This is a genomic window from Plantibacter sp. Leaf1, assembly GCF_001421315.1.
Taxonomy (GTDB): Bacteria; Actinomycetota; Actinomycetes; order Actinomycetales; family Microbacteriaceae; genus Plantibacter.
The window spans coordinates 1,060,398-1,081,779 of sequence record NZ_LMJX01000002.1 but is presented as its reverse complement, the minus strand read 5'-3'; the positions used below and the strand labels follow the sequence as shown (position 1 = coordinate 1,081,779).

Here is a 21,382-nt window from a genome sequence, read left to right as displayed (position 1 = left end):
CGCCCCTGAGTCCGTTTTGGCGCAGGGTGGCCGCCGGGGTCCCGACTCCGGACGGCAGGTCCGGGTTCGGCAGCAGCCGACGCCTGTGAGCACGCAGCAATGGGAGTATGAAATGGCGAACGGAACCGTCAAGTGGTTCAACGCTGAGAAGGGCTTCGGCTTCATCACGGTCGACGAGGGTGGACAGGACGTCTTCGTCCACTACTCGGCGATCGACATGAGCGGCTACAAGTCCTTGGAAGAGGGCCAGGCGGTCGTCTTCGAGGTCGGCACCGGAGCGAAGGGGCCCCAGGCCGAGGCCGTCCGATTGGCGTAAGCGCCCATCGGACACGGGATTCCTGCGACGCCGCCCACTCCGGTGGGCGGCGTCGTTCGTCGTCTCCGGGCCGTTCCCGGGAGTTCGCTCAGTGCGCTGACGCTCACTTGCACTCCCACCCCCTGAGTGCCAGAATCGACTTAGCACTCGTACTCATTGAGTGCTAAAAACGTTCATGACGTCCGGGAGGGACGAAAAACACACATGGCTAAGATCATTGCTTTCGACGAGGAGGCCCGTCGCGGCCTCGAGCGTGGACTGAACATTCTTGCTGACACGGTCAAGGTCACCCTTGGGCCGCGCGGTCGCAACGTCGTCCTCGAGAAGAAGTGGGGCGCCCCCACGATCACCAACGACGGCGTGTCCATCGCCAAGGAGATCGAACTCGACGACCCGTACGAGAAGATCGGCGCGGAGCTCGTCAAGGAGGTCGCCAAGAAGACCGACGACGTCGCCGGCGACGGCACCACCACCGCCACCGTGCTGGCTCAGGCGCTCGTGCGCGAGGGCCTCCGCAACGTCGCCGCAGGCGCCGACCCCATCAGCCTCAAGCGCGGCATCGAGAAGGCCGTCGAGGCCGTCACGGTCGAGCTCATCGCCAACGCGAAGGAGGTGGAGACCAAGGAGGAGATCGCTGCGACCGCTTCCATCTCCGCCGGCGACACCACCATCGGCGAGATCATCGCCGAGGCGATCGACAAGGTCGGCAAGGAAGGCGTCGTCACCGTCGAGGAGTCGAACACCTTCGGCACCGAGCTCGAGCTCACCGAGGGCATGCGCTTCGACAAGGGTTACCTGTCGCAGTACTTCGTGACCGACCCCGACCGCCAGGAAGCGGTGTTCGAGGACCCCTACATCCTCATCGCCAACCAGAAGATCTCCGCGATCAAGGACCTCCTGCCGATCGTCGACCAGGTCATCCAGTCGGGCAAGCAGCTCCTCATCATCGCCGAGGACGTCGACGGCGAAGCACTCGCGACGCTCGTCGTGAACAAGATCCGTGGCATCTTCAAGTCCGTCGCCGTCAAGGCTCCGGGCTTCGGCGACCGCCGCAAGGCGCAGCTGCAGGACATCGCCATCCTCACCGGTGGTCAGGTCATCTCCGAGGAGGTCGGCCTCAAGCTCGAGACCGTCACCCTCGACCTCCTCGGCCGCGCCCGCAAGGTCGTCATCACCAAGGATGAGACCACCATCGTCGAAGGTGCCGGCGACGCCGAGGCCATCGCCGGTCGTGTGTCCCAGATCCGCAAGGAGATCGACAACACGGACAGCGACTACGACCGCGAGAAGCTCCAGGAGCGTCTCGCCAAGCTCGCGGGCGGTGTCGCGGTCATCAAGGCCGGTGCAGCGACCGAGGTCGAGCTCAAGGAGCGCAAGCACCGCATCGAGGACGCCGTCCGCAACGCGAAGGCTGCCGTCGAAGAGGGCATCGTCGCCGGTGGTGGCGTCGCCCTGATCCAGGCCGGCAAGACCGCCTTCGAGAAGCTCGAGCTCGTCGGAGACGAGGCGACCGGTGCGAACATCGTCAAGGTCGCCATCGACGCTCCGCTCAAGCAGATCGCGCTGAACGCCGGCCTCGAGCCCGGTGTCGTGGCCGACAAGGTCCGCAACCTGCCCGTCGGACACGGCCTCAACGCCGCGACCGGCGAGTACGTCGACATGCTCGCAGCCGGCATCAACGACCCGGTGAAGGTCACGCGCTCCGCGCTGCTCAACGCAGCGTCGATCGCCGGCCTGTTCCTCACCACCGAGGCCGTCGTCGCCGACAAGCCGGAGAAGAACCCGGCTCCGGCCGGCGACCCGACCGGTGGCATGGACTTCTAAGTCCGACAGCAGCACACGCGCAGGGCGTCTCCTTCGGGAGGCGCCCTGCGCCGTTGTTCCCGCGGGGCCCGGCCCGGGAGCGGAGTCCCGGGCCGGACGACCCGAGCGGTGGTCAACCGCTGAACATGCTCGCGTTCGCCCGCTCGATCTCGGCGTACTGCGTGCTCGCCACGGACAGCGCCCTGCTGATCTCGCCGAGGTTCTCCTCGACCTGCCGCTGCGTGCCACGCCAGCGTTCCACGACGCCGTGGAAGGCCGCCGCTGCGGCACCGGTCCACTGACCGTCGAGAGCGGCGAGCTGGGCGTGGAGGCGGGCGACCTCGCTCTGGATCTGCTCGATCGTCACTCTGACCGCGTTGGAGGCGTGCTCGACCGCGTCGCTGTCGACCTGGAAGGTGGCCATGGGAACTCCGTTCGTCCGGGCGGTGCCGGTCACCGCCGTTACCGAGACGCTAGGAGTTCAGCTCACGCCATCGGGGCGACGACCGCGGTTCCGACGCTCAGGCACCCTGAGCCTGGCCCTGTGGAGCGGTGTCGGCAGCGGTGGGCGGATCAGGCCGGCGGGCCGGCGATGACGACCGGAGCCGTCGCGGCGGTCGGGGCCAGCGGCAGGATGACGCGGAACGTCGCCCCACCTCCCGGTGTCTCCGTCACGTCGACCGTGCCGCCGTGCGCGGCGACGATCGAGGCCACGATCGCCAGGCCGAGCCCACTGCCGCCGGTCTCCCGCGTGCGCGAGCTGTCCGCACGCCAGAAGCGCTGGAAGATCTTCTCGCGGATCTGCGGAGGGATGCCCTCGCCGTGATCGACGATGGCGATGCTGGCCGTGCCGGCGCGCGCGTCGGTGCCGACGGCGAGCTCGATGGGGCTGTCGTCGGGCGTGAAGCGCAGGGCGTTGCCGATCAGGTTCGTGACGACCTGGCGGATCTTGTTCTCCTCGCCGAGGACGATCGGCGGGACGGCCAACGTGAGGGGTTCCACGGCCGGCTTCGCATCGGGGGCGACGGCCTCGCCTGAGGGCTTCGGCCGGCGACGGAAACGGTTGAAGGTCGCACCGAAGATCGGGCCCGTCGCACCGGCCGGAGGAGGGGTCTCGGCGGCAGCGGACGCCTCGCCGCCCTGCTCGACGGTCAACTGGTCGAGGGACATCATCCGCTCGTCGCGGACGACCCGGACCGTGCGCCCCGGCGCCTGTGCGGTGGTGTCGAGGGCTGCGTCGCGGGCGACCGGCAGGAGGTCGACCGGAGCGACGTTCAGCGGACGCGTCTCGTCGAGACGGGCGAGCTGGAGGAGGTCCTCGACGAGCGCACCCATCCGGATGGCTTCCTTCTCGATGCGCTCCATCGCCTGGGCGACGTCCTGCGGGGTCTGCAGGGCACCCATGCGGTAGAGCTCGGCATAGCCGCGGACCGAGACGAGGGGAGTGCGGAGTTCGTGGCTGGCGTCGCCGACGAAGTTGCGCATCTGCTCGATGGTCTTCCCTCGATCGGAGTAGGCGCGGTCGATCCGGGCGAGCATGGTGTTGAGGGAGCGGCTCAGACGCCCGACCTCGGTGTTGGGCGTGGACCCGGCCAGACGCTGGCTGAAGTCGCCGTCCGCGAAGGCCGCAGCGGTGCGTTCCACCTGCCGGAGCGGTTCGAAGGTACCGGTGACCAACCACCGCGTCAGCAGGGCGCCCACCACGATGATGAGGACGCCGAGCACGAAAAAGATGGTGAGGTAGGTGGCGATCGTGTTGTCGGTGCCCTGCATGGAGATCGCGACCCACGCCGCTCCCGTCCGGAACCCGTCGAGCGTGACCGGGACGGACACCGCGTGGTAGACGATCGTGCCACTCGAGTTCGTGGTCGTGTAGACCTGGTTGCCGCTCGCCGCGACGTCGTTCGCGCTGAGGTGCGCCGGGTGCTCGGGCGCGATGCTGTCGTCCCAGCCGGAGGAGGCCCGGAGTTCACCGTTCGTGTCGTAGACCGCGACGAACAGCGTCGAGGGTGCGTCCAGCTGGAGCTGACCGTCCTCGGAGATCTCGCCGACGATCTTGCCCTTGGCCGCCGTCAACAGACTGTCGTTCGCCTGTTGGGTCAGGACCTCCTTGAGAAGGGGCGTGGTGCCCATCCCGGCGACGAGCAGACCGAACGCGAGCACGAGCACCGTCACCCCGGTGATCTTCGTCCGGAGGGAGACGCTGCTCCACCAGGTGGACAGGGAATCGGCCATCGGGTGGGGGCTACGCCTTCCCGGCCTTGAGCATGTAGCCGAATCCGCGCTTCGTCTGGATGAGCGGCTCGCTCGAGAACTGGTCGAGCTTGCGCCGCAGGTAGGAGATGTAGCTCTCGACGATGCCGGCGTCGCCGTTGAAGTCGTACTCCCAGACGTGGTCGAGGATCTGCGCCTTCGACAGGACCCGGTTGGGGTTCAGCATGAGGTACCGGAGGAGCTTGAACTCCGTCGGGCTGAGATCGATCGGGGTGTCGCCGACGAGGACCTCGTGGGTGTCCTGGTCCATCGTCAGCTCGCCGGTGCGGATGACCGCATCCTCGTCGGCCTGCATGGTGCGGCGCAGGATGGCCTTGATGCGCGCGACGATCTCGTCGAGGCTGAACGGCTTGGTGACGTAGTCGTCACCGCCGACGGTGAGCCCGGTGATCTTGTCCTCGGTGTCGTCCTTCGCGGTGAGGAACAGGATCGGAGCCGTGTAGCCCGCGCTGCGGAGACGCTTGGTCACGCCGAAGCCGTTCATGTCCGGGAGCATGACGTCCAGGATGATGAGGTCGGGTTCCTCCTCGAGCACCGCGGAGATGGCGGCTGCACCGTTGCCCACGGCTCGCACGGCGAATCCGGCGAAACGCAAGCTGGTGGTGAGGAGGTCGCGGATGTTCGGTTCGTCGTCGACGATGAGGATGCGGGGTCCGGTCATGACTCCATTATCTGCACGTTTCTTGAGACTTTTCTGAGAGCGAGGATCAGGCGGTCTGCAGGGCGTGTGCGTCGAGGATCGTGTAGCTGTAGCCCTGCTCAGCGAGGAAACGCTGCCGGTTCTGGGCGAACTCCTGATCGACCGTGTCGCGGGACACGAGGGTGTAGAAACTCGCCGTGAGTCCGGAGGACTTCGGGCGGAGCAGGCGTCCGAGTCGCTGCGCCTCCTCCTGGCGGGATCCGAACGAGCCGGAGACCTGGATGGCGACCGTGGCTTCAGGGAGGTCCACCGAGAAGTTCGCGACCTTCGACACCACGAGGACCTGCTCGGTGCCGTCGCGGAACGCCTGGTAGAGCCGTTCGCGTTCGTCGACCGGGGTGGCGCCCGTCAGCTTCGGTGCACCGAGGGTCTCGGCGAGTTCCTCGATCTGGTCGAGGTACTGACCGATGACCAGGATCTGCTCGCCACGATGCCGCTCGACCAACTGCCGGACGACGTCGAGCTTCGCCGGCGCGGTCGCCGCGAGGCGGTACCGCTCGTCGTCGGCCGACGCGGCATAGGTGAGTCGGTCGGCCTGCGGGAGGTCGACGCGGACCTCGAAGCAGGCGGCGGGGGAGATGAAGCCCTGTGCCTCGATCTCCTTCCACGGGGCGTCGAACCGCTTCGGCCCGATGAGGGAGAACACGTCGCCCTCGCGGCCGTCCTCGCGGATGAGGGTCGCCGTGAGACCGAGCCGGCGTCGGGCCTGCAGCTCGGCGGTGAGCTTGAAGACCGGAGCCGGCAGCAGGTGGACCTCGTCGTAGACCACGAGCCCCCAGTCCATGGCGTCGAGCAGCGCGAGGTGCGCGTACTCGCCCTTCCGCTTGGCCGTGAGGATCTGGTACGTCGCGATCGTGACCGGCTTGACCTCCTTCACCTGCCCGGAGTACTCGCCGATCTCCTCGGCGGTGAGGGACGTTCGCTTCAACAGCTCGTCCCGCCACTGCCGGGCGGACACCGTGTTCGTCACGAGGATGAGCGTGTTGGTGGAAGCCGTCGCCATCGCTCCGGCACCCACGAGGGTCTTCCCCGCGCCACAGGGGAGCACCACGACACCGGAGCCGCCGGAGAAGAAGTTGTCCACCGCCTGCTGCTGATAGTCGCGCAGGTGCCAACCGTCCTCGACGAGGTCGATCTGGTGGGGGGTCCCGGCGGTGTACCCCGCGAGGTCCTCGGCAGGCCACCCGAGCTTCACCAGCTCCTGCTTGAGCGCGCCACGGGCCCAGGGCTCCACGAGGAAGGTGTCGGGGCTCGGGTGCCCGATGAGCAGCGGGGCGATGCGTTTGGCGCCCGCCACCTCCGTCAGGATCGGGAGATCGGTCGAGCGGAGGACGAGTTCGCCGTCCTCGGAGCGTTCGATCACGAGGCGGCCGTACCGGTTGACCGTCTCCCGCATGTCGATGGTCACCGAGGCCGGGATGGAGAACTTCGAGTAGCGCTCCAGCGTCTCGATCATCTGATCCGCGTCGTGCCCGGCCGCCCTCGCGTTCCACAGACCGAGGCGCGTGATCCGGTAGGTGTGGATGTGCTCGGGCGCGCGCTCGAGCTCCGCGAACACGGAGAGATCGTGGCGGGCGTCCTCGGCGAGCGGGTGAGCGACCTCCAGCAGGACGGTGCGGTCGCTTTGGACGATCAGTGGTCCATCAGACATAACGGTCGAGTCTACCGGCGGATTCAGCGTGGAACCCCCGTGACCGCGCGTCAACCGGCGACCCGGACCTCCGTGATCATGGCCAACGGCAGGGTCCGCTCGACGTCCGCAGCCCGGTCGAGCCCTCGGAGGCGGCCTCCGGCGAGACTCACCGGCTCGATCGTGAAGGTTGACCGGCGCTCGCCGTGCTGGAGCTGGACGGTCACCGGGGTGTGGTCGCGGACGGCGACCTCCAGTTGCTTCGCCAGCCACGCGGTGCTCGTGTCGCCGAGGTCGTCGGCTCGCAGCCGGGACACGAGATCCGGCCCCGGTTCCGGGCTGGCGCTGGTCGAGGCTGTCCGGATGAGTGGCTGTCGACGGATGCGGAGCGGAGCGCCGTGGTCATCCTCGGCCACCACCGGATAGCGGGCGTCGTGGAGCGCCCAGTAGACGGTGGCGGCGTCGCTCCGGCTGGTGAGTCGGTTGGCGTCGCTCGGTCGGAGTCCGAGGGCGACGAGGCTCTGGTCGACGGACACCGCCGCGATCAGTCCGGTGTCGTCGGAGCGGACGTAGCTGCTGCGCCCCGGATCGGCCGAGGCGTCCGCGGAGGCTCGGATCGTGCCGACCCGGACGAGGCCGAACCGTGATTCGGCCTCGGAGACGAGGTAGCGCAACGGTTGCGGGACGCCAGTCAGCGAGATGGACTCGAGGTACTCGAGGAGGCCGGCAGCCGTGTCGCCGTCGGCGAGGGCACGGGTGACGCTCTCGGGGGTGATGCGGTATCTCGACGCCTGGGCTCGGCCTTCGGGCTCGGCGAGCGCCCTGAGGCGCACGTCGAGTTCGGCGGTCGGGGGGCCGAGGGCGATGACGGTGAGGTCGTCCTGGAGCACGACCTGCGACACCTCCGCCGGCAGCGTCGACGCGAGCAGCGCCGCAGCGCCGTCCGGGTCGCCCGCGATGAGGAGTCGACCGAACCCGCTGGTCACGCCCCCGGCGGTGATACCGAGGAGGTCGGCCGCCGCCTCGACCGCGCGGGTCGGGGTGGTGACGGCCTCTCCGGCCAGGGGATACCACCAGCTGAGCTCCTCGACGAGGTCGGTGGCGTCGCGACCGTAGGCTGCGAGGATGCGCTCGCGGAGGGCGGCCGGGATCGCCTCCAGCCAGGCCGTGGCGAGCCGCGACCACCGCGCCGACGTCGTCGACGCGAGCCAGTCCTCGCCCCCCTGACTCAATCGGATCGCGGCGCCGGCGGCGACGGTCAGCCCGGCGTCCGATGCCACGGAAAGGGCGAGTTCGATCTGTTCCGGGGTGCTCACCGCAGCGGCGGCGAGTCGCTTGAGGTCGGGCATGGACGGTGCACCGCGGCCGAGCAGTCGCGCGGGTTCCCGGTCGAGTTCGTGGAGGCTCTCGCCGATGATGCCGACGGTCCCGGCCGCCCGTTCGCTCGCCAAGGCATCGGTGTCGGTCGACGTCGGAGTCCGTGCCGGTGTGGGTGGGGCGGAGACCTGCTGCAGCTGGGCTCGGGACGGCCGGCCCTCCGCCGCCCATCCCTCGAACACCGGCTCGACGGCGCGGACGGGTCGGACCGAGCCGTCTTCGTCGATCACGACCAGCACGGCGTCCTCCAATCGCGCGACGGCGGCCTCCACCTCCGGTGCGGAGCGGTCGAGCCGTGCTGCGAGCGACCGGCGATCCGATCCGTCCGATGCCGCGGCCAGGACCGCGAGGGTGTCGCGATCGAGGAGGGCCATCCGTCGCGCGACGCTCGCATCGTCCAGCAAGGCTTCGGCGAGGTCGAAGAAATCGCCGATGCGTGCCGTGGAGGTCTTGCGGTCGGCCAGCAGACCGCGCAACGCGTCGTCCGGGAGGTCCCGGAGGCGGCGCGCGATCGCGAAGGCCTCGCCCATGGTGGTCAGCGCGTCGACGGTCCGCGCGACTCGCGGGACCGGCGCACGGCTCCCACGATGATGAGCGTGATCAGCATGAGGAACGCGATCGGGAGCCCGACGAGCGGAAGGATCGTGACGACCGGCCACGCACCGACGGCGAAATCGCCCTGCTCGAGTCCGGTGGCGGTACCGATCATGACCGCGACGAAGGCGGCGATCGAGACGGCGACGATCGTCACGACCATGAAGGCCAGGATCCGTTCGGGACGCGAGATGCTCGGCGTCTGCTCATCAGTCACGATCCCAGGATAGAGGCACGCGGCTGCTGCACCGAATAGGCTGGGGACCGAGGACCGATGGTCCTCTCGATCGTGCTTCCTGCGCGATCACCGCACGGCGCTGCATTTCTGCGCACGACACACAGCGAGGTTCCCATGCCCACCGGCAAGGTCAAGTTCTACGACGAGGAGAAGGGCTTCGGCTTCATCAGCTCCGATGACGGCCAGGAGGTCTTCCTGCACGCTTCCGCACTGCCCGCGGGCACGGCCGGCGTGAAGCCGGGGACGCGGCTCGAGTTCGGCATCGCCGACGGGAAGCGTGGCGCCCAGGCGCTCTCCGTCCGCGTCCTCGAGGCACCGCCCAGCCTCGTCAAGCTGAAGCGCAAGCCGGCCGACGACATGGCGATCATCGTCGAGGACCTCGTGAAGCTCCTCGACGGCATCGGCGGCGACCTGCGACGCGGCAAGTACCCGAACAGCGGACACAGCAAGAAGATCGCTGCCGTCCTGCGCAAGGTCGCGGACGAACTGGATGCGTGACGCGGAGGACCAGGTCTCAGGCGACGAGGTGACGGTCCCCGACGAGACGATCGGGGAGTCCGAGCGCACCGTGGCATCCGTGGAGGATGGGCCGACGGCGTCCGAGGACGACGGAACGGCGCCGCCGCCGGTGCCCGACGAGACGCTGATCGCGGCCGTCGCGTTGGCTCGCGAGGCGCTGCAGTCGATCACGCCGGTGAGCACGGTCGGCGAACCCGCCGGCCATGTCGTGGTCGACGACCACGTGGTCTCGCTGCTGTTCGCGAACACGATGCCCGGGTACCCCGGTTGGTTCTGGACGGTCACCCTGTCGCGGACGTCCGACGACGCCGAGCCGAACATCCTCGAGACGGAGCTCATGCCTGGCGACGGCGCGCTGCTCGCGCCGCAGTGGGTCCCGTGGTCGGAGCGACTCGCGGACTACCGGGCGGCTCAGGAGGCCGCGGCCGCGGCGGCTGCCGATGAGGCGCTCGACGACGGCGATGAGGCGGACGAGTTCGACGACGAGGACGACGTCGCCCTGTCCGGAGATCCGCGCGATCGGGATCGTGACGGCATCGAACTCGAGTACGACGACGAGTCGGACGACGCGGACGAGGACGACGACTCCGACGATGACGAGTCGGACGACGACTCCGACGATGATGACGACTCCGACGACGACGACGACGACGATCGCTTCGAGGACGAGTAGTCCACACCCACATCCCGACAGACGAACGGGCGGTCGACCCCAGTGGGGGCGACCGCCCGTTCGGCGTTCAGGCTGGACGGCTCAGAGCGCGCCGACGACGTGTTCGATGCTGGCGATGAGCTGCCGTACGTCCGCCGGGTCGATGGCCGTGAACGTCGCGACGCGCAGCTGGTTCCGACCGAGCTTCCGGTAGGGCTCGGTGTCGACGATGCCGTTCGCCCGGAGGGTCTTCGCGACGAGTGCAGCGTCGATGGCCTCGTCGAAGTCGATGGTGACGACGACCTGCGAACGGTGCGAGGGGTCGGTGACGAACGGGGTGGTGTACGAGGTCCGCTCCGCCCAGTCGTAGAGCGCACCGGAGGACTCCGCCGTGCGCGCCGACGCCCAGGCGAGCCCGCCGTTCCCGTTGATCCAGGAGATCTGCTCGTCGAGGAGGACGAGCGTCGACAGCGCCGGGGTGTTCAGCGTCTGCTCGAGTCGGGAGTTGTCGACCGCGTTCTTGAGGCTCAGGAACTCGGGGATGTACCGTCCGCTGGCCGCGATGCGCTCGATGCGTTCGATCGCTGCGGGGGAGCAGAGGGCGAACCAGAGTCCACCGTCGGAGGCGAAGTTCTTCTGCGGTGCGAAGTAGTAGACGTCCGCCTGAGCGGCGTCGAAGTCGACGCCGCCGGCGGCGCTCGTCGCGTCGATCACGGTGAGTGCGCCCGCATCGCCGGCGACGCGGCGGACCGGTGCCATCACGCCGGTGGAGGTCTCGTTGTGCGGCCAGGCGTAGACGTCGACGCCCTCGACGGCCTCGGGGTCGACGCGGGAGCCGCCGGCGACCTCGCGGACGTCCGGCGCGGTGAGCCACGGCGCCGCAGCCGACTTGGCGAACTTGCCGCCGAACTCGCCGAAGACGAGGTTCTGGCTGCGCTGCTCGATCAACCCGAAGGCGGCCGCGTCCCAGAACGCGGTCGAGCCGCCGTTGCCGACGATGATCTCGTAGCCGTCCGGCGCGCGGAACAGTTCGGACAGGCCGGCGCGGACGCGGCTGACGAGCTGCTTGACGGGAGCCTGGCGGTGGGAGGTCCCGAGGAGGGACCGGCCCGCATCGGCCAGGGCCGCGATCTGCTCGGGGCGGATCTTCGACGGGCCGCACCCGAATCGACCGTCGGCGGGCAGCAGGGACGTGGGAATCGTGATCTCCGGCATAGGCCGATTCTAGAGGCGGAGGCCGTGCGGCGTCGTGCGACCCCGCGCGGAGACGTCCACACGGGGCGGAGTGGCTTGGCGCTGGAACGGCGTCACCGCGCACTAGGCTTACCGGGAACGTGCAATCGGGCAGGGAGGGCGTCGATGACCGATTTGATTGACACCACAGAGATGTATCTCCGCACCATCCTGGAGCTCGAGGAGGAGAACATCATCCCGCTTCGTGCGCGGATCTCCGAGCGCCTCGGGCATTCCGGGCCGACGGTGTCCCAGACGGTCGGTCGGATGGAGCGCGACGGACTCGTCGTCGTCTCAGGCGATCGCCACCTCGAGCTCACCGAGCCCGGGCGGCGCAAGGCCGTGCACGTGATGCGCAAGCACCGCTTGGCGGAGCGACTGTTGAGCGACGTCATCGGCCTCGAGTGGGAGTTCGTCCACGAAGAGGCCTGCCGCTGGGAGCACGTCATGAGCGAGCAGGTCGAGCGCAAGCTCCTCGACATGCTGAACCACCCGACGGAGTCCCCGTACGGCACGCCGATCCCCGGCCTGGACGAGTTCGGTGACAGCCCTGCGGTCGCGTTCTCGCAGGGTGTCATCAACATCGTCGGTCTCGTCGACGGACGCTCGGAGCCGGTCACGGCGACCGTGCGCCGATTGGGCGAACCCGCGCAGGTGGACCCCGAACTCCTGCTCCAGCTGAAGCAGGCCGGCGTCATGCCGGGGCGCACCGGCACCTTCGCCGCTGCCGGGGGCTACGTGCTCGTCACCATCGACGGTGTCGACGGCGGCCTCGAACTGCCGAACGAACTCGCCACCCACATCTTCGTGGAGACCCCCAAGGCGTGAGCATGAGACGTGCATGAGGATTCCCTTCATGTGCCGTGTTTCCCGTGATGGAAACGTGACTTTCCGAGGGGTAACCCGTAGGCTGTCACTCGTCCTGCAGGCCATGATCTGGCCGGAGGAAGACGACCGAGGCACCCCCTAGCCCGTCCCTCGGCCACACGAACCGACATCAATCGTCGGATGGGGCTGCGCCATGCCGATCGCCTTGCGGTGATCCGTGTCGCTCATGCGGGGTGCCGGAGGAATCCACGTGACAGCAGCTGGTGCGAGCGGCCCCGAACAGGCCGAGACGACCCCGGACGTCCCCCTCACCCGAAAGCAACTCCGACTCCAGGAGCAGGCCGCGAAGCAGGCGGAGGCGTCCTCCGCCTCGTCCGAGCCCGCCACCACTCCCGCCGATGCCGAGCAGGCAGCGGTCGAAGAGCACCCGGAGATCGTCCTGGACGACGCACTCGTCGAGGAGACCGACGACGCGGCGGCGACCGGTGAGATCGCCCTCGACGACCGACCGCTGACGAAGCCGTCGGCTCCAGCGGTGACGCCCCAGCAGTCGTTCACCGTCTCCACCACGTCTGGCTCCCCGCTCGCGACCGCAGCGCCGCTGCGCACCGGCGCCGAGCGCGTCGCGCGCAAGCCGAAGCCGAACACGGCAGTGTCCCCGGCGATCGCCGTCCGCAAGCCCAAGCCGACCGGAGCCCGCCCCGGCTCGGTCCGAGGAGTCGCCACGATGGCGTTCCTGGTGCCCGCGTTGCTCGCAACCGTCGCGCTGCCCGCGTACGCGGCGAGCAGCAATGCCCAGACGGAGTACGGCACATCCGCGTCGGAGCAGCTCAAGACCTCCGGTGCCCAGAGTGTCGTCGCCTCCGACAAGGTCGCCGACGCACCGATCTCCCGCGACCTGTACACCGCGACCACCCCGGACGAACTGGCCGAGCGTCAGCGGAAGCTCGACGCCGCAGCCGCCGCCAGCGACGCCACCTATTCGATCACGGTCGGCGCGCGCCAGTCCGGCGACGACTACCCCTGGTTCGACCAGGCGACCGACGACGAGGGCGGCGGACTGTCGCCCCTGCGGTACTACTACCGCGAGTGCGTGGACTTCGTCGCCTGGCGCCTGAACCGCGACGCGGGCACGCCGAGCGGCAACTGGGCCTTCACCTGGGGGAACGGCCTGCCCCCGAGCAGCGCGTACGGCTGGGCGGACTCCTGGCAGTACAACAAGGGGACGAACGCCATCGCCGGTTCCGTCGCCTGGTTCAACTACAACCACGTCGCGTACGTCCAGTCGGTCAATGCCGACGGAACGGTCACCCTGGAGGAGTACAACTGGGGTTCGGCCCGCCACAGCTACAACACGCGGACCATCGCCGCGAGCGCCGTGGCGCTCTACCTCTACCCACCGGGTGTCGGCTGATCCTGAGCGCTCGACCTGGACCGCATCCTCCATCGGAGGGTGCGGTCCTTCGTCGTCCACGGACCGACCGTCGACGGGTGGCGGACACCGCCCGAAGGCGACGGCGACATGGCGCGCAGAGGAAATCTCTCCGAACCCGCGGAAATCCCGGCCTCGTGGGTTAATCTGGTGCTCTGCAACTCGGAGAGGTTCAGGAGCTGATGCACGCTAGATGCCGCCAGGTGGTCGCGAACGGTCGCGACCTCTACGTGCTGCGTCATTCCAGCCAAGCGTGCCGCGGCTCCGCCGTGGGTCAAGAGGGTGCCGTCATGACGACGGTGCCCTTTTTTGTCGCCCGGAAACGACCCGATCCGATGTCGCAGTGGTTCTGCAGGTCTTGATCGTCGACCGGTCGCGGCAGCCGTCGCGGCCCTTCGGAAGGGAACGTGTATGCGCACACTGGTGTTGAACGCGGGCTACGAGCCGCTCGCGATCGTCTCGTTCAAGCGGGCGCTCGTGCTCGTCATGAGCCACAAGGCGAGCGTCGTCGAGATCGACTCCTCGCACCCCGTCGTGGCGGCGAGCGGCTCGTACGATCGGCCGTCGGTCATCCTCCTCACCAGATACGTCCGGATCCCGCACGCCCGTCGTGTGCCGGTCACCCGACGGGGCGTGCTGCGGCGCGACGGTCATCGCTGTGCGTACTGCGGGAAGGCGGCGACCACGATCGACCACGTGCAGCCGCGGTCGCGCGGAGGCGTCGACAGCTGGGAGAACCTCGTCGCCTGCTGTCTGCGGTGCAACAACGTGAAGGGTGACCGCACCCTGGCGGAGATGAACTGGAGCCTGGGTGTGTCGCCCGGGACGCCGCACGGGTCCCAGTGGATGGTGCGCGGTGTCGAGCGTTCGGAGCCCGACTGGGAGCAGTACCTGGCGCCGGCTGCTTGAGCGACCGGCTACACTCGACGGGGTCAGCCTCTGTAGCTCAATGGAAGAGCAGTTCCGTCCTAAGGAAAGGGTTGGGGGTTCGAGTCCCTCCAGGGGCACCATCAGGGCACGGCCCGCGAACGGCGACACCCTCCCGGAGCGCTGGGGTCACTCAGGCGGTCTCACGTCGGGGGTCGGCTGTCGGATAGGGCGTCGAGCACGCCGTAGGCTCGAAGCATGACGCACGACCTCAACCGCCAACTCGAACGCGACGCCATCACGCTCCGCCAGCTGCGGTCAGCGGTCGTCGTCGCGGACACGCGGACCCTGGGGGCGGCGGCCAACTTGCTCGGCGTCGCACAACCGAGTCTCGCCCAGCAGTTGCGGCGGCTCGAGGCCGCGCTCGGCGTCGAGCTCTTCAGTGTGCTCGGCGAGGAGTACCGTCCGACCCGCGAGGGGCAGCGCTTCCTGTTGAAGGCCCGCACCTTCATCGACGTGGTCGCCGACATGGACCCGGCGTCCCCCGCGCGACACATCCGGGTCGGTCGTCCACCCACGACCTGGGACGCCGTGGTGTCCGAGGCCGGACGTCGTATCGACGTGCCGGCCGTCGCCGTGGCGATCGAGCCGGTCGAACAGCTCCACCTCGTCACCACGGGGCGCCTCGACGCCACCATCGTGCGCCTGCCCATCGATCTGCCCGAGGCGCTCGCTGCCGAGGAGATCGCGGCGCTGCCGCTCGGGGTCGTCATGCGTGCCGCGCACCCGCTGTCCAAGAAGGACGCCATCGACTGGTCCGACCTCGCCGATCAGGAGCTACTGCGCCCGGAGCCCGGCAAGGACCCCGAGTACTCGGCGTGGCTGGCCGGAGCACTCGCCGCCCGCGGCTGGTACCCGCGCTCGTTGACCATCGACGCCGGCAACGACACCCTGTTCCTCGACGCGCTCCGCTTCGGCGAGCGACTCGTCGCACTCCGGCCGGTCGCGGCCATGCGCGAGGGCGACGGCCTCTGTTGGCGCCCGTTCGCCGACGCCCCCGAGCTTCGGGAGCGGTTCGCACTCGTCACCCGCCGCGAGTGATCCCGACGGGCTGACGAGCGGGTCGGGCGTCGGTGCGACGGTGGCGCCCGCCGGGCCCGGTCGGCATCCTGGCGCGTCCTTTCCCTCTGGGACCGGGCGTTCTCTGGACACAAGTCGGTCGACTTGTTCCTGCGTTCCGGCGCATTCGTCACCGACTTCCCAGCTCGGAGTCGCTACGCTGGTGTCTGAATCGGGGGATGACAGAAGCAGGATACGCACATGCCCGAACGACGACCACAGCAGCAGCGAGGTCATGAACGACGCCAGACCGTCGTCGAAGGTGCCGCGCGCATGTTCGACCGGGTCGGCTATGGACAGGCGAGCCTGTCGGACATCGCCCGCGAAGCGGGGACGACGCAGGGCTCGCTCTACTTCTACTTCCCCTCGAAGGAGGAGTTGGCGCTCGCCGTCATCAACGAGCAGAGCCAGCGCTCCATCGCTGCCCTGACCGCCCCGACCACGGCGTCGTCGCCGTTCGGTGCGCTCGTGCAGGCCTCGCGGATGATCACCGAACTGTTGCTCACCGACCCCATCGCACGGGCGGGGCTCCGCCTGTCGCTGGAGCAGGGCGTGATTCAGGCTCCCACCTCCGACTTCCACGAGCGGTGGATCGCGAACGTCGAGCAGCAGGTGCAGGCGTCGATCGAGCTGGGAGAGCTGCGCTCCTCGCTGGACCCCTCGGATCTCGCCCGGTCGTTCGTGGCGTTCTTCACGGGAACCCAGTTGATCTCGAGCATGCTGACGGGTCGGAGCGATCTGCTGAACGCCGTCGACGCCATGTGGCGCCTGCTCATCACGGCGGTCATCGTCGTGGACCGACAGCCGGAGGTGCTCGCCGTCCTGGATGCGGCCTTCGACCCGCAGGCCACCGAAGCCTGAACGCACGTTAGGGGATAGCCCTGACGCCCTCGTCGGAGCGCGACTCTAGAATCAGTAGGGTGATTAACTCACTTTGCTGATCGTCGTGTGACGACGGATGGATCACGGACGTGCGGGGGCATGTCGTCATCCATCGGCGGAGAGTTGGTTCACGTGCCGGGCTGGGCGATGTCGTGGGGGGATCGCCCAGCCGCCGGCATGATCCGCGTCAGCGCGAACGGTCGGTGAGGGCGTAGCGGTGTTCCGGCCGACCGGTCGTTCCGTACCGCAGCTGCGTCGTGAGCAGGCCCCGGCCCGCCAGGGCCGACAGGTACCGCTGGGCGGTCGCGCGGGAGACGCCCACCAGTTCCGCGACCTCGGCTGCCGAGCGCTCGCCGTCCACGGCCGACACCGCCTCGAGGACGGCCGTCTCCGTCGCGGACCGCGACCGCGTCGGTGCTGCGGTGTCCCCGGAGTGGAGGATCCTCAGAGCCCGTTCGATGGTCTCCTGGTCGGCGTTGACGGCCTCGCCGAGGACGTTCCGGAAGCGGGCGTACGCCGCGAGTCGGTCCTGCAACAGTTGCGGGGCGAACGGCTTCACGAGGTATCCCAGCGCTCCGGATCGCAATGCCCTCCGGATCGATGCGCCGTCCGATGCGGCCGAGACGACGATGGTGTCGACCGGGAGGTCGACGAGGAGGTCGAGGCCGTTCCGGTCGGGCAGGTACCCGTCGAGCAGGACGAGGTCCGGACGCTCCGTCGCGACGGTCCGCGCGGCCTCCGCGGCGGACCCCACGGGCGGGAGGGCACGGAACCCGTCCAGTTCGTCGACGATCCGGCAGTGCAGACGGGCGACGTGGAAGTCGTCGTCGACGACGAGGACGGTGAGTTCGGTGGGCATCAGTCGTCGTTCTTTTCGGGCGAGATCGGATCCACGGTCCCCGGCAGGCGCGCGCAGAACACCGCGCCGTGGCTGCCTGGGGCGCCAGGCGATGCGAGCCACACCTCGCCGCCGCGTCGGCGCGCGATGTCCCGGGAGAGGGGGAGACCGAACCCCTGTCCGTGGATCGCGTCCGGATCCTCGACGGTGGGCTCCTCGGGCGGGGGTCGCTCACCGATCTCGGGGGTCGGGACGATGCCGTCGCCCGAGTCCATGACGGAGCAGTGGAGCTCGGAGCCGTGGTCGAGGACCTCGACCTCGACCCAGGCCGGTCGTGCCGAACCGGCGACGGCGGCCCGGACGGCGTTGTCGAGCAGGTTCCCGAGGACGGTGGTCACGTCCTCAGGATCGCACAGCGATCCGGTGACGAGGGTCTCCGATCCGATGGTCAGGAGCACCCCGCGTTCCGCGGCCTCGACCCCCTTCGCGCCGAGGAACGCCTGCAGGTACGGTTCCGTGAGTCGATCGGCGTGCTGGACGGGGTATCGCAGTGGGCCGTGGTCGAGCACGTTCGCGAGGTACCCACGGGCCTCGTCGTCCTGACCGGTCTCGAGCAGGCCGGAGATCGCGTGCAGACGGTTCGCGAACTCGTGCCGCTGCGCGCGGAGGGCGGTGGTCATCGTCGCGACGGCGTCGAGTCGGCGGGTCAGCGCCTCGACGTCGGTGCGGTCGCGCACGACGACGACCCGGCCGAGGTCCACGCCGTCCTGCGACACCGTCCGGACGTCGATGAAGAGGACCCGGGAGCCGACGACGAGTTGGGTCGGGACCTGAGCGGGTGCGTCGTCCGCCACGAGGGCGATGAGTCGCTCGGGCAGATCGAGCTCGGCGAAGGGGCGTCCGACGGTCGCGTCGACGCCGAGCAGGCGGGCCGCCTGATCGGTGCACACCGTCACGATCCCGCGCGGGGAGACCCCGACGACCCCCTCGCCGACGCCGCCGAGCACAGCGGCCTGGTTCTGCACCAGGGCGGCGAGCTCCTCCGGGCCGAGGCCGAGGGTCAATCGCCGCAGTCGGCGCCGGATGAGCATGGACGCGACCAGGCCGATGGTCAACGCCAGGAGGGCTGCCCCCGCGACCAGCGTCGTCTCCCGCGCGACGTCGGCGAAGACCCGCTGCGGGGCGAACCCCACGCTGACCTCTCCGACGACCTCCCCGGCGCCTGCGCCGACGACGGCACCCGCGGTGTCCGTCGACTCGGCCGCGAACACGGGCACCTTGGCCCGCGCGGAAGGACCGAGGGTCCCGGTCTCCCACGACACGGACTCCCGGCCGGACAGCGCCGCTTCGGCGCTCGTGCTCACCTGGCGTCCGAGTTCGTCGGGATCGGGATGCGCCAGACGGATCCCGCGTTCGTCGGTGACGACCACGAAGAGCGCGCCGGTCCGTGCACGGACCTCGGCAGCGAGCGCCTGCAGGGTGGAGGTCCGCAGCTCGGCGGTCTCGGGCGTCCCGGGGGTGCGCGCCTCGAGGGTCACGGCCGATCGGACGTCCGGGTCGCTCGCGACGCTCTGGGCGATCGCCAAGGCCGTCGACTGGGCCTCCTGCACGAGGCGTTCGCTGCTCATCCAGGCGTAGACCCCGGTGCACACCACGACGACGGCCGTGACCACGATGAGTTGGAGGACGAGGACCTGCGCCGCGAAGCTCGAGCGTCGGGCACGCCGCCGTTCCGGCCTCGCCGCTCCATCGCCGATCATGGCTCCGATGGTACGGCGCTCGCGGTGACGGTGCCGAAGGCGACCGGATGAGCAGAACGCGCAGAAGTCGACGGAACTGGCAGATCCGCGCCGAACGCCCACAAGCGAGACAGCTCGGCGCCGCTCCCGTACGGTTCCGTGAACACCCGCAGCAGCCGGCGCCTCGTGCGCGCCACCGCGACGGGTCACGTCGTGCACACCGCGGTGCACGCAGACGAAGGAGTCGACATGCTGGTCATTCTCGGATTCGCGATGATCCTCACCTTCATGGTGCTGATCATGACGAAGCGCCTCACCCCGATGGTGGCGCTCATCATCGTCCCCACGGTCTTCGGACTCTTCGCGGGTGCCGGCCTCGGTCTCGGCGACATGGTCATCGAGGCCATCGGGAGCCTCGCGCCCACCGCCGCCCTGCTCATGTTCGCGATCATGTACTTCGGGATCATGATCGACGTCGGTCTCTTCGACCCGCTCGTCCGGTTCATCGTCCGCGCCCTCGGCAACGACCCGGCCAAGATCGTCGTCGGCACGGCACTCCTGGCCGGCGCGGTCTCCCTCGACGGCGACGGATCCACGACCTTCATCGTGACCACGGCGGCGATGCTGCCGATCTACCTGCGCCTCGGGATGAACCCCGTCGTGCTCACCTGTGTCGCCGGGCTCGCGAACGGCACCCTCAACATCGTCCCGTGGGGCGGGCCGACCGTCCGTGCCGCCTCCGCACTGGGCGTCTCGCCGACGGAGATCTTCGTGCCGATGCTGCCGTCCCTGGCCGCAGGTCTGGTCCTCGTCTTCGTCTTCGCCTGGTTCCTCGGGCTCGGCGAGCGGAAACGACTCGCCGGCGTCGACCTCCTCGGAGCGGACCCGAGGGGCGTCGCAGCACCGGGCTCCGGCTCGGGACCCGCCGACCACCCGCTCACCGGTGGGATGGCGACCACCTTCTCGACCAGTGCCCGCGGGCGCCTCGCCACCCTGGTGCGGCCCGACGACACCGCGATGGCCGACACCATGCTCGACCCCGATCGCGACACGCTCCGACCGCGGCTCATCTGGGTGAACCTCGTCCTGACCATCGCCGTCATGACCCTGCTGGTCGTCGACCTGATGCCGCTGCCCTACGTGTTCATGGTGGGCACCGCGGTGGCACTGCTGGTGAACTTCCCGCGGCTGGCCCAGCAGTCGAAGGAGATCGTCGCCCACGCGCCGAGCATCGTCGGCGTCGTCTCCATGGTGCTCGCGGCCGGCGTGCTCATCGGCGTGCTCAACGGGACGGGCATGGTCACGGCGATGGCCGACTGGATCGTCGACATCATCCCGAACGAGCTCGGGCCGTTCCTCGCCGTCATCACCGGCGTGCTCAGCATCCCGATGACCTTCTTCATGAGCAACGACGCGTTCTACTTCGGCATCCTGCCGGTCCTCGCGGAGAGCGCGTCGACGTTCGGCATCGAACCGGTCGAGATGGCGCGGGCGTCGATCACCGGGCAGCCGGTCCACCTGCAGAGCCCCCTCGTCCCGGCGATCCTCCTGCTCGTCTCGCTCGCGAGTGTGAACCTGGGCGACCACCACAAGAAGGTCCTCTGGCGGGCGGCGATCGTGTCCCTCGTGATGCTCGTGGTGGGCGTGCTCGTCGGCACGATCCCGTTCGGCTGAGCGGCAGGCTGACCGGCGGTGGCCGGCCGGGCACTCAGCGCGTGGTCGTCCAATCGAGGTTGACGATGTCGCCGATGTAGATGTCGAGACCGAACCCCGGGATCGACGGGTTCATCCGGAGCAACTGCTGCTGCGGCAGGTCGAAGCGCTGGGCGATGTCGAAGAACACGTCACCCGCGACCACGGTGTAGCTGACGGGATTGCCGTCGGCGTCCGAGACGACCGGACCGAGCGCCCCGTCGCGCGGTCCGAGGTCGTACGCCGGACCCTCCGGGATCGGTTCCGCCGGTTCCGCGGGGGCGTTCGGGACGATGGGTGCCGGCTCGGGCGGCAGGGCGTCGCGCGCCGTCTGGGTCGGCACGGGAGCGACGGACGGCGACGGGTCAGGCCGCTCGGTGACGACGACGGTGACCGGCGGTGCTGCAGGCGCTGCGACGCAGGCGCTCAGCGCGAGGAGCCCGGCGACACCGAGCGCGACGGCCCGGGCGCTGCGGACGGCGCGTCGGCGTCCGCTCGATTCGATTGCCCCCACAGTGCTTCCCCCAACAGCCGGACCGGGTCCGCGGCGGGATGGCGGACGTGGTCGAGTCTTCAGCCTACGGCGCAGCACGGCTGGAGCGAGCAGGGCTATCCCCGAACCCGGAGGCCTGATCGACGCCCTCCAGTA

At 69.3% G+C, this 21,382-nt stretch carries 20 protein-coding genes and 1 tRNA gene; 11 read left to right on the top strand and 10 right to left on the bottom strand.

Annotated features, from left to right (window positions below):
• Nucleotides 1-112 precede the first annotated feature (112 nt).
• Nucleotides 113-316 (top strand): cold-shock protein, encoded by a 204-nt coding sequence (locus ASE44_RS07300; protein WP_056007727.1) that lies wholly within the window; start codon nt 113-115, stop codon nt 314-316.
• Between the two features lie 204 nt (nt 317-520).
• Nucleotides 521-2,140 (top strand): chaperonin GroEL, encoded by a 1,620-nt coding sequence (gene groL, locus ASE44_RS07295; RefSeq protein WP_056007724.1) that lies wholly within the window; start codon nt 521-523, stop codon nt 2,138-2,140.
• A gap of 112 nt (nt 2,141-2,252) precedes the next feature.
• On the opposite strand, the gene ASE44_RS07290 is transcribed toward groL, so the two are convergent.
• The 6 genes from ASE44_RS07290 to ASE44_RS07265 all read right to left on the bottom strand — a co-directional run bounded on the left by ASE44_RS07290 (nt 2,253) and on the right by ASE44_RS07265 (nt 8,911).
• Complete coding sequence (locus tag ASE44_RS07290) at nt 2,253-2,543, bottom strand: WXG100 family type VII secretion target (protein WP_056007722.1); 291 nt, start codon at nt 2,541-2,543, stop codon at nt 2,253-2,255.
• A gap of 149 nt (nt 2,544-2,692) precedes the next feature.
• Nucleotides 2,693-4,354: a HAMP domain-containing sensor histidine kinase gene (locus ASE44_RS07285; RefSeq protein ID WP_056007719.1), complete on the bottom strand. Its 1,662-nt coding sequence runs from the start codon at nt 4,352-4,354 to the stop codon at nt 2,693-2,695.
• A gap of 10 nt (nt 4,355-4,364) precedes the next feature.
• Nucleotides 4,365-5,054, bottom strand: a complete 690-nt coding sequence (locus tag ASE44_RS07280) for a response regulator transcription factor (RefSeq protein ID WP_056007716.1) — start codon at nt 5,052-5,054, stop codon at nt 4,365-4,367.
• Between the two features lie 46 nt (nt 5,055-5,100).
• Nucleotides 5,101-6,744: a DNA repair helicase XPB gene (locus ASE44_RS07275; RefSeq protein WP_056007713.1), complete on the bottom strand. Its 1,644-nt coding sequence runs from the start codon at nt 6,742-6,744 to the stop codon at nt 5,101-5,103.
• A gap of 50 nt (nt 6,745-6,794) precedes the next feature.
• Nucleotides 6,795-8,630 carry a helicase-associated domain-containing protein gene (locus tag ASE44_RS07270; RefSeq protein ID WP_056778559.1) on the bottom strand — a complete coding sequence of 612 codons (1,836 nt, stop codon included), beginning with the start codon at nt 8,628-8,630 and terminating at the stop codon, nt 6,795-6,797.
• 5 nt (nt 8,631-8,635) lie between these two features.
• Entirely contained in the window at nt 8,636-8,911 is a 276-nt protein-coding gene (locus tag ASE44_RS07265; protein WP_056007708.1) for a hypothetical protein, read from the bottom strand.
• 135 nt (nt 8,912-9,046) lie between these two features.
• On the opposite strand from ASE44_RS07265, the gene ASE44_RS07260 reads away from it, so the two are divergent.
• Both ASE44_RS07260 and ASE44_RS07255 read left to right on the top strand, forming a co-directional pair.
• A complete protein-coding gene (locus ASE44_RS07260) occupies nt 9,047-9,430 on the top strand; it encodes a cold-shock protein (RefSeq protein ID WP_056007705.1) in 384 nt (127 codons plus the stop codon).
• Nucleotides 9,423-10,124 carry a DUF3027 domain-containing protein gene (locus tag ASE44_RS07255; protein ID WP_082455885.1) on the top strand — a complete coding sequence of 234 codons (702 nt, stop codon included), beginning with the start codon at nt 9,423-9,425 and terminating at the stop codon, nt 10,122-10,124. Before ASE44_RS07260 ends, ASE44_RS07255 begins: the two co-directional genes overlap by 8 nt.
• A gap of 81 nt (nt 10,125-10,205) precedes the next feature.
• On the opposite strand, the gene serC is transcribed toward ASE44_RS07255, so the two are convergent.
• The gene (gene serC / locus ASE44_RS07250) at nt 10,206-11,318 is read right to left on the bottom strand and encodes a phosphoserine transaminase (protein WP_056778553.1); all 1,113 of its coding nucleotides are present in this window, start codon (nt 11,316-11,318) and stop codon (nt 10,206-10,208) included.
• Nucleotides 11,319-11,462: 144 nt separating this feature from the next.
• Between serC and ASE44_RS07245 the strand changes: the two genes are divergently transcribed.
• The 6 genes from ASE44_RS07245 (at nt 11,463) to ASE44_RS07220 (ending at nt 16,443) form a co-directional block, all read left to right on the top strand.
• A complete protein-coding gene (locus ASE44_RS07245) occupies nt 11,463-12,164 on the top strand; it encodes a metal-dependent transcriptional regulator (RefSeq protein ID WP_056778552.1) in 702 nt (233 codons plus the stop codon).
• 250 nt (nt 12,165-12,414) lie between these two features.
• On the top strand, nt 12,415-13,578 hold the full coding sequence (locus ASE44_RS07240) for a CHAP domain-containing protein (RefSeq protein WP_056778551.1): 1,164 nt from the start codon (nt 12,415-12,417) through the stop codon (nt 13,576-13,578).
• 429 nt (nt 13,579-14,007) lie between these two features.
• The gene (locus tag ASE44_RS07235; RefSeq protein WP_056007696.1) at nt 14,008-14,505 is read left to right on the top strand and encodes an HNH endonuclease; all 498 of its coding nucleotides are present in this window, start codon (nt 14,008-14,010) and stop codon (nt 14,503-14,505) included.
• A gap of 26 nt (nt 14,506-14,531) precedes the next feature.
• Nucleotides 14,532-14,606, top strand: a tRNA-Arg gene (locus tag ASE44_RS07230).
• Nucleotides 14,607-14,721: 115 nt separating this feature from the next.
• Nucleotides 14,722-15,564 (top strand): LysR family transcriptional regulator, encoded by an 843-nt coding sequence (locus tag ASE44_RS07225; RefSeq protein ID WP_056007693.1) that lies wholly within the window; start codon nt 14,722-14,724, stop codon nt 15,562-15,564.
• Nucleotides 15,565-15,783: 219 nt separating this feature from the next.
• Nucleotides 15,784-16,443 carry a ScbR family autoregulator-binding transcription factor gene (locus ASE44_RS07220; RefSeq protein ID WP_056007689.1) on the top strand — a complete coding sequence of 220 codons (660 nt, stop codon included), beginning with the start codon at nt 15,784-15,786 and terminating at the stop codon, nt 16,441-16,443.
• Nucleotides 16,444-16,651: 208 nt separating this feature from the next.
• Here ASE44_RS07220 and ASE44_RS07215 read toward each other — a convergent pair whose 3' ends face one another.
• Both ASE44_RS07215 and ASE44_RS07210 read right to left on the bottom strand, forming a co-directional pair.
• Complete coding sequence (locus tag ASE44_RS07215) at nt 16,652-17,323, bottom strand: response regulator (protein ID WP_056007686.1); 672 nt, start codon at nt 17,321-17,323, stop codon at nt 16,652-16,654.
• Nucleotides 17,323-19,062, bottom strand: coding sequence for an ATP-binding protein (locus ASE44_RS07210; protein ID WP_056914184.1), 1,740 nt, complete (start codon nt 19,060-19,062; stop codon nt 17,323-17,325). The genes ASE44_RS07215 and ASE44_RS07210 overlap by 1 nt, the downstream gene beginning before the upstream one ends.
• 228 nt (nt 19,063-19,290) lie before the next feature.
• Between ASE44_RS07210 and ASE44_RS07205 the strand changes: the two genes are divergently transcribed.
• Entirely contained in the window at nt 19,291-20,715 is a 1,425-nt protein-coding gene (locus ASE44_RS07205; protein WP_056011421.1) for a CitMHS family transporter, read from the top strand.
• Between the two features lie 34 nt (nt 20,716-20,749).
• Here the strand turns inward: ASE44_RS07205 and ASE44_RS07200 are convergent, their stop codons facing one another.
• On the bottom strand, nt 20,750-21,247 hold the full coding sequence (locus tag ASE44_RS07200; RefSeq protein WP_056778544.1) for a LysM domain-containing protein: 498 nt from the start codon (nt 21,245-21,247) through the stop codon (nt 20,750-20,752).
• Nucleotides 21,248-21,382 lie beyond the last annotated feature (135 nt).

Excerpts from the sequence above, each read along its gene's own strand:
- ASE44_RS07205 (WP_056011421.1), top strand. The coding sequence starts at position 19,291 with ATGCTGGTCATTCTCGGATTCGCGATGATCCTCACCTTCATGGTGCTG.
- ASE44_RS07245 (WP_056778552.1), top strand. The coding sequence starts at position 11,463 with ATGACCGATTTGATTGACACCACAGAGATGTATCTCCGCACCATCCTG.
- ASE44_RS07290 (WP_056007722.1), bottom strand. The coding sequence starts at position 2,543 with ATGGCCACCTTCCAGGTCGACAGCGACGCGGTCGAGCACGCCTCCAAC.
- ASE44_RS07260 (WP_056007705.1), top strand. The coding sequence starts at position 9,047 with ATGCCCACCGGCAAGGTCAAGTTCTACGACGAGGAGAAGGGCTTCGGC.
- ASE44_RS07285 (WP_056007719.1), bottom strand. The coding sequence starts at position 4,354 with ATGGCCGATTCCCTGTCCACCTGGTGGAGCAGCGTCTCCCTCCGGACG.
- ASE44_RS07275 (WP_056007713.1), bottom strand. The coding sequence starts at position 6,744 with ATGTCTGATGGACCACTGATCGTCCAAAGCGACCGCACCGTCCTGCTG.
- ASE44_RS07270 (WP_056778559.1), bottom strand. The coding sequence starts at position 8,630 with ATGGGCGAGGCCTTCGCGATCGCGCGCCGCCTCCGGGACCTCCCGGAC.
- ASE44_RS07280 (WP_056007716.1), bottom strand. The coding sequence starts at position 5,054 with ATGACCGGACCCCGCATCCTCATCGTCGACGACGAACCGAACATCCGC.
- ASE44_RS07220 (WP_056007689.1), top strand. The coding sequence starts at position 15,784 with ATGCCCGAACGACGACCACAGCAGCAGCGAGGTCATGAACGACGCCAG.
- ASE44_RS07300 (WP_056007727.1), top strand. The coding sequence starts at position 113 with ATGGCGAACGGAACCGTCAAGTGGTTCAACGCTGAGAAGGGCTTCGGC.
- ASE44_RS07225 (WP_056007693.1), top strand. The coding sequence starts at position 14,722 with ATGACGCACGACCTCAACCGCCAACTCGAACGCGACGCCATCACGCTC.
- ASE44_RS07255 (WP_082455885.1), top strand. The coding sequence starts at position 9,423 with ATGCGTGACGCGGAGGACCAGGTCTCAGGCGACGAGGTGACGGTCCCC.
- ASE44_RS07235 (WP_056007696.1), top strand. The coding sequence starts at position 14,008 with ATGCGCACACTGGTGTTGAACGCGGGCTACGAGCCGCTCGCGATCGTC.
- ASE44_RS07210 (WP_056914184.1), bottom strand. The coding sequence starts at position 19,062 with ATGATCGGCGATGGAGCGGCGAGGCCGGAACGGCGGCGTGCCCGACGC.
- ASE44_RS07215 (WP_056007686.1), bottom strand. The coding sequence starts at position 17,323 with ATGCCCACCGAACTCACCGTCCTCGTCGTCGACGACGACTTCCACGTC.
- serC (WP_056778553.1), bottom strand. The coding sequence starts at position 11,318 with ATGCCGGAGATCACGATTCCCACGTCCCTGCTGCCCGCCGACGGTCGA.
- groL (WP_056007724.1), top strand. The coding sequence starts at position 521 with ATGGCTAAGATCATTGCTTTCGACGAGGAGGCCCGTCGCGGCCTCGAG.